We start from the raw sequence: 14,604 nt of genomic DNA on the forward strand, positions 1-14,604 counted from the left end.
GCCGACGATCGTGACTGTGCTGCTTGGGGTGTCCATGGGGACCCGAGCCGTGCGCACGGCGCAGCCCAGAGCAGACCAGTTCGGAGCCTCCGGCGACACCTCGTCCGCCCTGGTCACCGACGTCGAGAGGCCACTGTTCTTTCGCAACGAACTGATCGACAGTGCCACCGGGGACCTCCCGCACCTGGCCGCCGAATCGATCGGTGCCGCTGCCGAGGTCGAACCCGAACTGTCCACCGGCATCGCCTACCGGGATCCGCGTCAGGCCGATGCACTGCGCGCCGCCTTCGCCGGTGCTCACCTGAACAACTACCACCTGGTCCCCGAGGTCGAGGCCGTCATCGAATACCTCGCCGTCACCGGTGAGGCGCGAGGTGCCGGCTCTGTCGCCCTGTTCGACCTCGGTAGTTCCGGATTGACGGTCAGCGTCGTCGACCTGACAGCGCGCACGGTGACGGCATCCCAGCGCTCCGGCTCCTACAGCGGTGATCTGATCGACGCCTACGTGCGCAACAATCAGCTCCAGCGCCTCGGTAAGCCGGCGACCGACCCTGACATTGCGCTGTTCGAGAAGCGCTGCCGCATCGCCAAGGAACGCCTGTCCACCCAGGACGCCGTGTGCCTGCCCGACGCGAGCGGGATGATCCTGCTGTCTCGGGAGAATTTCGAACTGCTGATCACAGACCTGCTCGACGAGGCGATCGAGTTCGCCCGCGAGGTCATGATCGGTGCCAACGTGCCGATCGACGCGGTCGTGTTGATCGGTGGTGGTGCCCGCATGCCCATCGTCCAGCAGCGCGTGGGCCCACTGCTCGAACTGCCCTCCATCGTCCCGACCGAGCCCGAGACGGTGGCCGCACGCGGAGCAGCATTGGCCGCGCGGCCGAATTCGCGCACCAGAACCGCTCCCGACCGTACTGCGCGCGACGCGCAGGCAAGCGTGCCGAGACGTCGACACACGGACAGCGCCGCTGTTGTCCCGCCGGCTCCGGTGGCACCGCCGGTGCCTGTGGTGCCACCTGCGCCCGAGCCGATGATGCCCGCGCGTTCGGAGTCGCAGCATGCCGCACCGCCGGTGGCGACGCCGAGCTCGACTCGTCCCGTGCCCGCACGTCCGTGGATCGCTGCCGCATCGATTACCGAATCTGCTTCTGCAGCAACCGGTTTCGAATCCTCGAAGTTCGCCGACGCGCCCGCCGATATTCCCGAGCCGTCCACCGCGGATGCTCAGCCTTCGTCGGAATCGACTGCGGTGCACGAGTTTTCCGAGAACGGCGTGGGTGAAGTCTCTGCTCTCGCCGTGGAAGCGCCTGCAGTACAGCCGGTGTTGCATACGTCCGCCACAGATGCCGCCGCGGACACCGTCGAGGACGGGAAGCCCGTTCCGTTCCAGCTGAAGAACATTTACTGGCTCGACGCCGATTACGACGACGACGACGGTGAAGACGATCGCACTCGCGCACGGCGCAGGCTGCGTACCGGCGGAGTGCTCGCGTTCTGCGCGGCAGCGGTGGTCGCCGTGTCCGGCTTCATGTTCACCCACCAGAACTCTCCGCAGGTAGTGGACACCTCGGTCAGTCGCGACCAAACCGATACTCCGGTGGTCACGACGGTGCCGACGACGACGCCTGCTCCCGTTCTGTTGCCGCCACCGCCTGCGCCGGAACCGACCACCACTGTGGAGCCGACGACCGAGCAGCCGGAAACCACGTGGGAACAGCCGGTCACGACCACCGAGACCACGACGGTCGAGCCGCCGCCGGCACCGGTCGAGTCCGTTCCGCCCGTCACGACGCAGCAACCGCCGCCGCTGATTCCGGGCTTCCCGGACTTCACGTTGCCGGGCTTCCCCCCGATCGTGCCGCCGGCACCCTGATCGGTTCTACTTGTCCGCGTTCGTGTTTCGCGGCCTGATGTGCTCGAAGATCAAGATGGTCTCGGTCGCTGCGACGGCAGGGTCGGCACTGAGATTCTCGACGACGAAATCACGCAGGGTGGCCGTGTCGACCGTCGCCACATGCACCAGGAAGTCGTCGGCCCCGGCAATGAAGTAGATGTTCAGCGTCTCCTTTCGGGACGCGATCTTCGAACCGAATTCGCTGATCCGCCGTCGAGCATCCGCTTGCAGCCGAACCGAGATCATGGCCTGAATGCCCTGCCCGAGGGCCTCGGGGTCGATGTCGGCGTGGAAGCCGCGGATGACGCCGCGTTCGACAAGCGCCCGAACTCGGGTGAGGGCAGTGGACGGCGCGATCCCTGCTGCGGCCGCCAGCGCATTGTTCGGTGTGCGTGCGTCTCGACGCAGTTCGTCGAGCAGAATGTGGTCGATTCGGTCCAGGGCGACGGACCGAACATCATTCGATCGAGCCCCCTCATCGACCGGCTGAAATGAACTATCTGCATCCATGGCCCGACGATACAGAATTTTGTTCACATCCATTGCAGCAATTCCGCACATAATTCATAGTTGGCGTACCCACGGAGCGTCGCTTCGGTCACCGCCACTGCAGGAGGACGTCATGAAAATCGGAATTCCACGCGAGATCAAGAACCACGAATACCGGGTGGCCATCACCCCGGCAGGCGTGCACGAACTTGTCTCGCGAGGACACGAAGTGATCATCGAAACCGAAGCCGGCGCCGGTTCGTCGTTCACCGATACCGATTACAAAGCCGCAGGCGCGCAAATTTTCACCGACGCGGTTGCCGTCTGGGACGCGGCCGATCTCCTGCTCAAGGTCAAAGAACCCATCGCCGAGGAGTATTCACGCCTGCGCAAGGGTCAGGTGCTGTTCACCTACCTGCATCTTGCGGCGTCAAAGGCCTGCACCGACGCGTTGCTGGCGTCGGGCACCACGTCCATTGCCTACGAAACCGTCACGGCCGCAGACGGATCGCTGCCCCTGCTCGCGCCGATGAGCGAAGTTGCCGGCCGTTTGGCACCGCAGGCCGGTGCCTACCACCTGATGTCGAGTGAAGGTGGCCGCGGCGTACTGATGGGTGGCGTACCGGGAGTGCGTCCCGCCAACGTCGTCGTGATCGGAGCCGGCGTCTCCGGAAAGAACGCCACCGCAATCGCTTTCGGTATGCACGCCGACGTCACCGTACTAGATCTCGATGTCCGAGCGCTGCGCGCGATCGACGATCAGTACCGCGGTGCCGTCAAGACAGTGGTGTCGAACGCTTACGAACTCGAACAGGCCGTGCTGGCCGCCGATCTGGTCATCGGAGCCGTACTCGTCCCCGGAGCGAAAGCGCCGAAGCTGGTGTCGAACAGCCTGGTTCAGCGCATGAAGCCGGGATCGGTTCTGGTCGACATCGCCATCGATCAGGGCGGCTGCTTCGAGGACTCGGTGGCCACCACCCACGCCGATCCCACCTACAAGGTGCACGAATCCGTTTTCTACTGCGTGGCCAACATGCCCGGAGCCGTGCCCCGTACCTCGACGTACGCGCTCACCAATGCCACCCTGCCCTACGTGGTTGCATTGGCCGACAAGGGTTGGGAAGCCGCCTGCGCCGCGGACCCCGGTCTGAAAGCGGGCCTGAGCACCCATGAAGGTGAGCTGCTGTCCGCGACCGTTGCGGCGGCATTCGCCTGACCGAGCGGCTTCGCCGCACGTGCACGAAAGATCGGTGCCTGCTACGAGTTTCCACTCACGTGCGGCGAAGCCGCTCTACGCGCTGTGGCGGCCCGAGCCCCGCGATCGTGTGGGCTTGGCCTGCCGCGGCGAAGAGGGCATCCGCGACGAGGTGAGCGGCCGAGCCAGCAGGACGGCAATGGCAGTGGTGAGCGGTACCGACAGGGCCAGCGCGACGCCACCGACGGACGACCGCACGATTTCGATCGCCACCGCGTCACCGGTCAACACGTCCTGGATCGACCGGTCGGCGACGCTGAAGAGCAGCAGCAGCGGCAGCGCACCACCGGCGTACGCGAGTACCAGGGTGTAGACGGTACTGGCGATGTGATCGCGCCCCACCCGCATCGCGGCGGTGAAGATCTCGCGCCGCGACGCCGTCTCGTCCACCGATGCCAACTCGAAGGCCGCCGAGGCCTGGGTGATCGTCACGTCGTTGAGCACACCGAGCGAGCCGATGATGAAGCCGGCCAACAGCAGACCGGTGACGCTGACATTGCCGATGTACGTCTGCACCGCAGTGTTCTGTTCCTCCGACAACCCGGTGAGGTGCGTCATCCGAATCGCGACGTAGGACAGCACTGCGGCCAGGCCCATCGAGGTCAGCGTGCCCAGTAGCGCCGAGCTGGTCCGGAGGTTGACGCCGTGCGCCAGATACAGCACGGCGTAGAGAATGATCGCGCCGGCGACCAACGCGACCGGAATGGCCGGAGCGCCGTCGAGCAGAGCCGGCAGCATGAACACCACCAGCACGGCGAACGCGATGAGTAGGCCGACCAGCGCGCGGAATCCCCGCCAGCGGGCCACCACACAGATGACCACGGCGAACACACCGACGATCAACCCGAGCGGAAGCCCGCGGGAATAGTCGTTGAAGGAGTATCGGACTCCACCGGAGGGGTCTGTCTGCACAACCAGCCGGATGTCCTCACCGGCGCTCAGAGTCGGTTGGCCGGGACCCGGCGCGATCTCGAGTACCGTCCTTTTGCCTGCGTCCTCACCGGTGGTGATGTCGACGATGCTGCGCTGACATTCGTACGAGTCGTTGACCGCAGGGGTCGGGTTGCCGGTGAATGCTCGACCTGCGTCGGTACTCCCGCAGGGCCCGATGCTCTGCGAGGTGATGGTGCCCGCCTCGGTGGACACTGCACCGCCACCCGAGGTCTGGAACGGCAGCGGGATGTCGATGCTCTGTTTGCTGGGCCAGAGCGCGAAGGCCCCGGCGATGACGGCTATGGCAATAGCGATCAGCAATCCGACGACGACCTTGGCTGCCACCGGTCCCAACGGCACGGGGGAGTCGCTGTGGCCGTGACCGTGACCCACATGAGAAGTGGAGCCCGGCGAGATGCCGTTCGAGGGTTGCGTGCCGTGTGGTTCCACGGTGCAAGGCTAGTACGGGGCCGGATCGTTACCGGCCGGGTACTCGGCCGAGGCGAGGAGCTCGGTGGCGGGGAGCAGGGGGGGCGTCCCCCGCCACCACCTGATCGCCCCGGGGGGGGATGGGTACGACCAGGGCTCGCGGGCACCGAAGTGCCGTCCGCCAATGTACAGATGATTCGCGGCGGAGGCGGGATCACCCCGGTGTTTTGTCCATCACTTTCAACTACTTATCGGTAACTTCGAGCCTCACTGTTTGTACGAGGACAGGAAGTTGCCGAACCTCTCGATCGCGACGGCCAGATCGCGGGCCCACGGCAGCGTCACGATCCGCACGTGATCGTGCCCGGGCCAGTTGAATCCGGTGCCCTGAACAACCAGGATCTTCTCCTGCAGCAGCAGGTCCTGTACGAGCTTCTCGTCGTCGTAGATCTCGTGCACCTCGGGATCGAGTCGCGGGAATGCGTACAGCGCACCGCGCGGCTTGACGCACGAGACCCCGTGAATGGCGTTGAGCTTCTCCCACGCGACATCGCGCTGCTCGAGCAGCCGTCCTCCGGGCAGGATCAGATCTTCGATGCTCTGATACCCACCCAGAGCAACCTGAATGGCGTGCTGGGCAGGCACATTGGGACACAGACGCGTCGACGCGAGCAGGTCGATACCTTCGATGAACCCCGCGGCGTGCTTCTTCGGGCCGGTGATCGCGAGCCATCCGGCACGGTAGCCGGCCACGCGATACGCCTTGGACAGACCGTTGTACGTCAGGCACAGCAGATCCGGAGCCAGGCTCGCCAGCGAGGTGTGCTCGGCGTCGTCGTAGAGAATCCGGTCGTAGATCTCGTCGGCGAGCAACAGCAGCTGATGCTTGCGCGCCAGATCGACGATGCCCTGCAGGACCTCCTTGGAGTACACCGCACCCGTTGGATTGTTGGGATTGATCACCAGCAGCGCGACGGTCTTCGGAGTGATCTTCGACTCGATGTCGGCGAGATCGGGATTCCACCCGTTCTCCTCGTCGCACATGTAGTGCACCGCCTTGCCGCCGGACAGCGTCGTCATCGCCGTCCACAACGGGTAGTCCGGGGCCGGAATCAAGACCTCGTCGCCGTCGTCCAGCAGCGCCTGCATCGTCATCGTGATGAGCTCGGAGACGCCGTTACCGAGGTAGATGTCGTCGACGTCCAGATCGGGGAAGCCCGGTTCGAGTTCGTAGCGCGTCACGATGGCACGGCGAGCCGACAGGATGCCCTTCGACTCCGAGTAGCCCTGGGCCACCGGTAGCGCCGCGATCATGTCTCGCACGATCACGTCCGGAGCCTCGAAGCCGAACGGGGCCGGATTACCGATGTTCAGCTTCAGGATGCGATGGCCCTCGGCCTCGAGCCGGGCAGCATGCGCGTGTACCGGTCCGCGGATCTCGTACAGCACGTTCTGCAGCTTGGTCGACTGCTGCAACGTGCGATAACGCGGCTGTGGGTGGATCTGCGGAGTGCTCACCCGTCACATCGTGCCAGGTGAGTGCCGTGGGAATCCACGAGGTTGTCGTTCGGGCACCGCCGTTTCACTGGGCCGTGTCGGTGGCAGGTGGAACAATCTCGTTCCATGTGCGGACGGTATGCCAGTACCCGGAGTGACAGCGACCTGCAGGCGGTCTTCGAGATCGCCGAGACAGTGGGCGACGAGGTGCCGCCGTCGTACAACGTAGCCCCGACTCAGACCATCAGGACGGTGCTCGAACGCGCGCCCAAGGACGAACCCGAGTCCGACGCCGTGCGCCAATTGCGTTCGGTGCGATGGGGATTGATTCCGTCGTGGGCGAAGGACGCGAAGATCGGGTCCCGGCTCATCAACGCCAGGTCCGAGACGATCACCGAGAAGCCGTCGTTCAAGAAGGCCGCAAGTCGTCGGCGCTGCATCATTCCGGCCGACGGGTACTACGAGTGGGAGAAGCGCGACGGTGCGAAAGTGCCGTACTTCCTGCACGAGCAGGGCGTGCTGGCGATGGCGGGTCTGTACGAACTGTGGCGAGACCCCACCAAGGCCGACGACGACGAGGACCGCTGGGTGTGGTCGGCCACCGTGCTCACCTCGCCTGCTGCGGACGCCCTCGGGCACATCCACGATCGCTCACCGGTTGTGCTGCCCCCGGAGCTGCGGGCGAGTTGGCTGGATCCGACTCTGACGAACCTGAACGAGGTGTCCGAGCTGCTGGCCGCGATACCGGAGCCGCGGCTCGAGCCCTACGAGGTGAGTACCGCGGTGAACAGTGTGAAGAACAACAGCCCCGAGCTGCTGACTCCGGTCTAGCCCTGACCGTCGGTGCGGTGCCGGCAGATGTCGAGCATCGCGGCTCGTTCGCTCGCAGTCAGGTCGGCGGCCACCGGGGATTCGAGGATGCGCTCGAGTCGCCGGAAGTAGGTGGACGCATCGACCCCGAACGCCACGTAGATGTCCTCGGCACTGCCGCCGCCGTACCCGTGCCAGGTACGACCGAACGTCAGAATCTCGTGGTCGACGGAGTGGGTGGTGGTCCGGCGCATGATCTCTCCCTCGTGCTGCGTCCCACCATCATCTGTGTCGCGGTTGAAGGTGCGATGAACACCGCGTTACGTGCGTGTGGAGTTCACTAGGGTGGAGCAGGTGACCGCTCTCGCGTACGGATCCTGGCCCTCGCCCATCACCGCAGCCGACCTGTCGTCGGCCGGCCACCCCGTCGAAGGTGGACGATTCGTCGGACACGAGATCTGGTGGTCCGAGGTGCGGCCCACCGAACAGGGCCGAACCGCGATCTGCCGCCACGTCGACGGACAGGTCGAGGCGATCCTGCCGGCACCGTTCAATGCCCGCACCCGCGTTCACGAATACGGCGGCGGCGCATGGACGGCAACGCCGAACGGTGATCTGGTGTTCGCGGAATTCTCCGATCAGCGCATCTACCGGCTCACCCCCGGTGACGCACCACTACCGCTCACCCCGGCCCCGGCTGTGGCGTCGAGCATTCGGTACGGGGAGCTGTCGGTGGTCGGTACCGACGTGATCGCCGTCCGCGAGACCCACGACGCCGGAGCCGTCACCCGAGACATCGTCGCGATCGACCTCGGCGGCGGCGGAGTGCGCTCACTGGTCTCGGGATCGAATTTCCTTGCCTACCCTAGGCTTTCACCCGACGGCAGCCGCATCGCGTGGATCGCCTGGAACCACCCGCAGATGCCCTGGGACGGAACAGAACTGCGGGTCGCATCGCTGTCGGATCCGTCGTCGTGGACTGTATTGGCGGGTTCGACCGAGGAATCGGTGTTGCAGCCGGAATGGATCGACGACGAGTCGCTGTACGTCATCAGCGACCGAAGTGGTTGGTGGAACCTGTATTCGGTCACGCTGGACGGCAAAGCGACGCCGATGTCGACCCTCGATGCAGACTTCGGTGCCCCGCTCTGGCAACTCGGAGCCCGCTGGTACGACGTCCTCGACGACGGCACGTTGCTGACCGTTCGCACCGTCGGCACGGATACGCTCGCCGTTCTCGACCCCGCCACCGGCACCCTCGACGACATCGAACTCGACGGAGTGACTTCGGTGGGGCTCGGGGGACGGCTCGGATCAACAGTTCTGCTCCGGGGCGGCGGCGCTCAGGTGCCGTCGGGACTGTTCGCAGTCGACCTGGCCACCCGCGAATTACGCAGTGTGCGTTCGAGTTTCGAGTCGATACCGGATGTCGAATACCTGCCCGCGGGGCGTCAGGTCACCTTCCAGGGACCGGATCGCGAAGTGCATGCCATCGCGTACGCACCACGTAACCCGTCCTACGAGGGTTTGGACGGCGAACTACCGCCGTACGTCGCGTTCGTGCACGGCGGTCCGACGGCTCATGTGGCACCGGCGTTGAACCCGGTGTTCGCGTACTTCACCAGCCGCGGCATCGGCGTCGTCGATGTGAACTACGGCGGGTCCAGTGGTTACGGGCGCGAATACCGTAACCGGTTGCGTGGGCAGTGGGGCGTGGTCGACGTCGAAGACACCATCGCCGCGGTCCGTGGATTGGCTGACGCCGGCCTCGCCGACCCGAACCGGCTGGCCATCGAAGGTGGTTCGGCAGGTGGCTGGACGGTATTGGCCGCGCTCACGTCGTCCGACGTATTCGCCTGCGGTGCTTCGTACTTCGGCGTCGCCGAACTGGAGATGTTCGTCGCCGAGACGCACGATTTCGAGTCCCGCTACATCGACGGGCTCATCGGGCCGCTGCCCGAGGCCCTCGATCTGTATCGCACCCGCGCGCCGGTGAACAACGTCGACGGACTCTCGTGCCCGGTACTGCTGCTGCAGGGTCTCGACGATCCCATCGTGCCGCCCTCGCAGGCCGAACGATTCCGAGACGCCATGGTGGAGAAGGGAATACCGCACGCCTACCTCACGTACGCCGGTGAGTCGCACGGATTCCGCAAACTCGAAACACAGGTGAACGCCCGAGAATCGGAACTGTCGTTCTACGGGCAGGTCATGGGATTCACCCCACCCGGAATCCCCGAACTGGAGCTGTGGCGACCGTCTAACTGAGTGGTGGGTGTGCGCGCTTCGCCTCGAGAAATTCGAGCAGCGCGCTGGGGATCGCGCAGTACTTGCTGTTGCCGACGGACAGTTTGCTGCCCGCCTCGAACGCCGCCTTCGACGGGCCGTTGTGCTCGATCACCAATGCACAGAGGCGCTCGTCGGTGCGGCCGGACTCGCAGCACTTCTCGACATGCGCTCGATCGTCGGGCGAGAGCGCCGTCCACCACTCGTCGTAGCGGCGAAAGAGCTTGTCCGCGTCGTCGGTCATGCGTGCTCCTACTTCTTCGGGTATGCAGTTCGGTTCCGACCATACTCACGATGTCCGATTCGTCCACCGCCGCGGGGGTCCAGCAGGGACTTCACACCCCTACCGACGACTGCGCGCCCCTGCTCTGAAGTGAGCAGGGGCGCGCAGTCGGTAGAAAGGGTGTGAGGTTACTTCCGGCGACCCGGAACCTTTGCACCCGGAGCGAATCCGAGTCCACCGGCCTTCGGCTTGGGCGGAGTGCGATCATCCGAACCGTTGGATGTGGTCTCGGCCGCGGTGTCCGACGCTTCTGCCTTCGGAGCCTCTGCTTCCGGTACCTCGGCCTCTGGGGCTTCGGTGATCGGTGCTTCCGTGACCGGTGCCTCTGTTTCCGGTGTCGGCTCGGCCTTTTCGGGCTCTGCTGCAGCCGGCTCGGCTGGTGCTGCGGCAGGTGCAGCGGCGGCCGCACCCGGTGTCCGCGCGCCCGGCTTCTTGAATCCGGACTTCACGGCCAGACCCTTGGGCTGGACGGTCGGCTTGGACTCTGCTGCTACGGATTCGGTTGCAGCAGGCTCCGTTGCAGCAGCCTCGGTGGCGGATGCCTCGGACGCCGTGGCCTCGGTAGCCGGTGCCTCAGCAGTAGGAGCCTCGGACGCAGGGGCTTCGGCAGCAGGCTTGCCCGGTGCCTTGGCTCCCGGCTTCTTGAATCCGGACTTCACGGCCAGACCCTTGGGCTTGACGGTCGGCTTGGATTCTGTGGCTACGGATTCAGTTGCAGCAGAAGGTGATTCTGCTGCATCATCGGCCGCTTCCGGGGCGGGTGTCGACGCCGCAGGAGCAGCGTCGGCGGGCTTGCCGGGTGCCTTCGCGCCGGGCTTCTTGAATCCGGACTTCACGGCCAGGCCCTTGGGCTTGACGGTTGGAGTCGACTCGGAGGCCTCTGCGGGAGCAGGTGCTTCGGTTGCCGAGGGAGTGTCGGCAGGTGCCGGGGCAGCCGCCTTCGCGCCGGGTGCCTTGCCCTTCATCTGCAGACCCTTGCCACCGGGTGCCTTGCCACCGGCCAAACCGAGGCCCTTGGGCTTCGATGCGTCCGCGGCAGTATCGGCCGAGTGCCCCGACGTCTTCTCGGCTTCGGCGTTGGCGGGCGCAGAACCGGGTGTCTTGGCTCCGGGAGCTTTCGCAAGTCCCTTCATCTTCAGGCCACCAGCAGCCTTGGCCGGCTGCGCCTTCTTGGTCTCGGCTTCGGGATCGCCGCCTTCGGCTGCGACCTCGATCTCCTCGACGCGCCCCTTCTCCTCGACGGCTGCGACCTTTTCGGTGGCCAGCTTCTCTTCGGGAGTCTGCTCGCGCGGGATGACCTTGATGTTCTCGGCCAATACCGAGGACTCGACGCGGGTGATCGACTCGAGCATCAGCTGCGCGACGTCGACAACCTCGACGCCCTCGTGTGCGCCGCCTTCCTGCCGTGCGGTGACACCGTCGGTGAGCATGACGCGGCAGAACGGGCAGCCCGTGGCGATCTTCTTCGGGTTGGTCGCAAGCGCTTCGTCGACCCGGTCGATGTTGATGCGCTTGCCGATGTTCTCTTCCATCCACATACGAGCGCCACCGGCACCACAGCACATGGACCGCTCACCGTGACGCGGCATCTCCTTGAGGTTGGAGCCCGACGCGGCCATCAGCTCACGCGGGGCGTCGTACACCTTGTTGTGACGGCCGAGGTAGCACGGATCGTGGTAGGTGATGTCCTGGCTGACCGAGGCCACCGGGATCAGCTTCTTCTGCCGCACGAGACGGTTGAGCAGCTGCGTGTGGTGGACCACCTCGTAGTCACCGCCGACCTGCGGGTACTCGTTGCCGAGTGCGTTGAAGCAGTGGGCGCAGGTGACGACGATCTTGCGCTTGCTCTGCTCGACGCCGTCGAACACGTTGTTCAGTGTCTCGATGTTCTGCATGGCGAGCTGCTGGAACAGGAACTCGTTGCCTGCGCGGCGAGCGGAGTCGCCGGTGCAGGTCTCGTCGGCACCGAGCACCATGAACTTCACGCCTGCGGTGGCGAGCAGCTCGGCGACGGCCTTCGTGGTCTTCTTGGCGCGGTCCTCGTAGGCTCCGGCGCAGCCGACCCAGAAGAGGTACTCGTAGTCCTGGAACGAATCGGCGTCCTGGCCGAAGACCGGGATGTCGAAGTCCATCTCGTTGATCCAGTTGAGGCGGTCCTTGGAGTTCTGGCCCCACGGGTTGCCCTTGTTCTCCAGGTTCTTGAACAAGCCGGCGAGCTCGGACGGGAACTCGGACTCGATCAGCACCTGGTAGCGACGCATGTCGATGATGTGGTCGACGTGTTCGATGTCCACCGGGCACTGCTCGACGCACGCACCGCAGGTGGTGCAGCTCCACAGCACCTCGGGGTCGATGATGCCGCCCTCGATGGCGTCGGCGACGAGCTTGCGATCGGCTTCGTCGCGAGCATTCTGCGGAATGGCGTCGAGCGCCTTCTGGTCGACGTTGCCCTCGGCATCGACGAGTCCGACCTCGTCGCCCGCCATGTCTTTCTTGCCGCCGGCCAGCAGGTACGGGGCCTTGGCGTGGCTGTGATCGCGCAGCGACATGATCAGCAGCTTGGGGGAGAGGGGCTTGCCGGTGTTCCAGGCGGGGCACTGCGACTGGCAGCGGCCGCACTCGGTGCAGGTGGTGAAGTCGAGCCAGCCCTTCCAGCTGAAGTCCTCGATCTTGCCTGCACCGAACGCGTCGACGTCGGGATCGGCCTCTTCCATCTCGAGGACCTTGCCGCCGGACATCATCGGCTTGGCGGCGCCGAGGGCGACGGTGCCGTCGTCCATACGCTTGAAGTAGATATTGGGGAAGGCCGTGAAGCGGTGCCACGCGACGCCCCAGTTGATGCGGGTACCGACGATGTAGAGCCAGATCATGCCGGACATCAGCTTGATCAGCGCGAAGATCGAGACCATGTTGGAGTTGGCCGGCAGCAGCTCGGCGAGGCGCATCGTGAAGAAGTCGGTGTAGGGGTTCGCATGTCCGTAGGTGGCGATCTTGCCCGCCTTGACGAACACCATGCTGAGGCCCTCGATGAGGACGACGGCCTCGACGAAGTAGGCGGCCTTGAACCCGGAGCCGGCGAAGCGCGACTGACGCTCGGGCTTACGCGGGTGGTTGAGCTGGCGAATGATGATCAGCGTGGTGATGCCGATGACGGTGCCGAGACCGAGAATCTCGTCCATCAGGTGGTAGACGGCGGTGTCGCCGACGATGGGCCAGTGGAACTCGGGGTTGAACGTCTGTCCGTAGGCCTCGAACCAGAACACGGACCCGACCATGAAGCCGATCATCACCAGCCAGTGCGCCCAGCCGACGGTGCGGAACTTGACCATCTTGGTGTGCGCGGCGAACTCGATGATCATCTGCTTGAAGCGGGGGACGATCGGTCGCCAACGGTCGGGTGCCGGCTGACCCAGCCTCACGATGTTGAACATGCGCAGGGCGCCACGAATGAAGGCGTACCAACACACGAGGCTGAGCAGAGCACCGACTGTGCCCAACGTGATCGTCAGGGCGTTCATGTCGCGGCCTTTCGTTCAGTGGCAGCTGGAGCAGCTACCGCGGGTCCAGCCCGTCGAGAGGAATACAGCGATGTTACCTGCCAGTAGATCGCGAAATCTACCGACGGGTAACTTAGGTCAGAATCGCCTGGAGCGACGCTGGTGGTTGCGCGCACGAGACCGTCCGACGGGTGGGCTGAACTCGTCAGTAGGTTGTCGCCCGCATCACGTTAGGCGTACGGGCTTGTGACTCCTGCGAGAAGGCAGACCTAACCCGGCCGAATCGGCCCGATGTCCGAGGTTTACCGACGGCTGCGGCGTGGAAGAAGGAAGCCGTGAAACCGAACGAAAGTGCGGTCTTTCTGTCCGATTCGGGCGTTGTGATTGTTCATAACTTTTCGGACACGGTAAAGGGTCGGTAGCACAACGACCGGTCTGATTGATGGTTTACACTGCCTGTGGACCAGAGGTGCGAGGACGTCATTCGGGGTGATGTCGCGTTCGACGGTTTGCCGCCAAAAGCACTGCAGCACATGCACAGAAACGGAACACAACACCACATGAAACTCAGCAAACTGGTCGTCACCTCGGCTCTCGTAGCAGTTGCTACGGGTCTGGCCAGCGGAACCGCCTACGCGCAGCCCGACACCAGCGCCACGACCCCCGACACGAACTACTCCGTCGAGCTCGAAGACCGCACCATCGTCACCACCATCGATGCGGGCGTCTTCAAGGTTGCCGACGACGGCAAGACCGTCGACGTCCTCGACGCCGCCGACAACACACTCGTCACCCTCCCGCTGTCGTTCAATCTCGGCGGACTGAACTTCCCGTACGAGCAGAACGTCGACGACAACGGTAAGACCCTGCGTCTGGTGCCGCAGCTCGACCTGACGAAGGCCTCGGCCAACTCGCGCAGCATCGGCGCGACGACGGTTGCCTCGCCCGAGGAAAACCTCAAGGCGCAACAGAACTTCTCGTCGCAGCTCGGAATTGCTACCGCGATTGGAACCCTGACCGGTTCCGCAATCGGTGCGGTGATCGGTTGCATTGTGACTCTCCCCGCAGGCTGCATCCCCGGCTTGGTGACCGGTGCGGGAGCAGGTGGAATCATCGGCACCATCGCTGTCGGCGGGCCCGGCTTGGTCGTTGCCGGAATCGATCTGCTGAACACGTTGAACGCTGCTCCCGGAACGTCGGTCTGGGCCAAGTAGTCACAGCGCATTCT

11 protein-coding genes are annotated in these 14,604 nt (G+C 64.9%); 5 read left to right on the forward strand and 6 right to left on the reverse strand.

All coding sequences use genetic code 11. From position 1 onward, the window contains the following. Window positions 1-10 precede the first annotated feature (10 nt). Window positions 11-1,876, forward strand: coding sequence for an Hsp70 family protein (locus CH278_RS06700; RefSeq protein ID WP_094621697.1), 1,866 nt, complete (start codon window positions 11-13; stop codon window positions 1,874-1,876). Window positions 1,877-1,882: 6 nt separating this feature from the next. Here the strand turns inward: CH278_RS06700 and CH278_RS06705 are convergent, their stop codons facing one another. Further along, window positions 1,883-2,407 (reverse strand): Lrp/AsnC family transcriptional regulator, encoded by a 525-nt coding sequence (locus CH278_RS06705; RefSeq protein ID WP_027495632.1) that lies wholly within the window; start codon window positions 2,405-2,407, stop codon window positions 1,883-1,885. A gap of 112 nt (window positions 2,408-2,519) precedes the next feature. Here CH278_RS06705 and ald point away from each other — a divergent pair, with 112 nt between their 5' ends. Next, a complete protein-coding gene (gene ald / locus CH278_RS06710) occupies window positions 2,520-3,602 on the forward strand; it encodes an alanine dehydrogenase (RefSeq protein WP_027495633.1) in 1,083 nt (360 codons plus the stop codon). 75 nt (window positions 3,603-3,677) lie between these two features. Here the strand turns inward: ald and CH278_RS06715 are convergent, their stop codons facing one another. Together CH278_RS06715 and CH278_RS06720 are read right to left on the reverse strand one after the other, a co-directional pair. Beyond that, entirely contained in the window at window positions 3,678-5,024 is a 1,347-nt protein-coding gene (locus CH278_RS06715) for a YibE/F family protein (protein ID WP_256991874.1), read from the reverse strand. 246 nt (window positions 5,025-5,270) lie between these two features. Then, window positions 5,271-6,521 (reverse strand): pyridoxal phosphate-dependent aminotransferase, encoded by a 1,251-nt coding sequence (locus tag CH278_RS06720; protein WP_027495635.1) that lies wholly within the window; start codon window positions 6,519-6,521, stop codon window positions 5,271-5,273. Window positions 6,522-6,626: 105 nt separating this feature from the next. Between CH278_RS06720 and CH278_RS06725 the strand changes: the two genes are divergently transcribed. Then, the gene (locus CH278_RS06725; protein ID WP_094621498.1) at window positions 6,627-7,331 is read left to right on the forward strand and encodes an SOS response-associated peptidase; all 705 of its coding nucleotides are present in this window, start codon (window positions 6,627-6,629) and stop codon (window positions 7,329-7,331) included. On the opposite strand, the gene CH278_RS06730 is transcribed toward CH278_RS06725, so the two are convergent. Further along, window positions 7,328-7,564 (reverse strand): DUF3263 domain-containing protein, encoded by a 237-nt coding sequence (locus CH278_RS06730; protein WP_094621499.1) that lies wholly within the window; start codon window positions 7,562-7,564, stop codon window positions 7,328-7,330. The genes CH278_RS06725 and CH278_RS06730 overlap by 4 nt on opposite strands. Before the next feature lie 100 nt (window positions 7,565-7,664). Between CH278_RS06730 and CH278_RS06735 the strand changes: the two genes are divergently transcribed. After that, entirely contained in the window at window positions 7,665-9,578 is a 1,914-nt protein-coding gene (locus tag CH278_RS06735; RefSeq protein WP_094621698.1) for a dipeptidyl-peptidase 5, read from the forward strand. Here CH278_RS06735 and CH278_RS06740 read toward each other — a convergent pair. Both CH278_RS06740 and CH278_RS06745 read right to left on the reverse strand, forming a co-directional pair. Next, window positions 9,571-9,840: a hypothetical protein gene (locus CH278_RS06740; protein WP_027495639.1), complete on the reverse strand. Its 270-nt coding sequence runs from the start codon at window positions 9,838-9,840 to the stop codon at window positions 9,571-9,573. The two genes, CH278_RS06735 and CH278_RS06740, sit on opposite strands and share 8 nt — an antisense overlap. A 167-nt stretch (window positions 9,841-10,007) precedes the next feature. Next, window positions 10,008-13,397 (reverse strand): (Fe-S)-binding protein, encoded by a 3,390-nt coding sequence (locus CH278_RS06745; protein ID WP_094621500.1) that lies wholly within the window; start codon window positions 13,395-13,397, stop codon window positions 10,008-10,010. Between the two features lie 539 nt (window positions 13,398-13,936). On the opposite strand from CH278_RS06745, the gene CH278_RS06750 reads away from it, so the two are divergent. Next, the gene (locus CH278_RS06750) at window positions 13,937-14,590 is read left to right on the forward strand and encodes a hypothetical protein (RefSeq protein WP_032367340.1); all 654 of its coding nucleotides are present in this window, start codon (window positions 13,937-13,939) and stop codon (window positions 14,588-14,590) included. The last annotated feature ends 14 nt before the right edge of the window (window positions 14,591-14,604 follow it).

This window comes from Rhodococcus sp. 05-2254-5, from assembly GCF_002258575.1.
In the GTDB taxonomy this organism is placed as follows: domain Bacteria; phylum Actinomycetota; class Actinomycetes; order Mycobacteriales; family Mycobacteriaceae; genus Rhodococcoides; species Rhodococcoides fascians.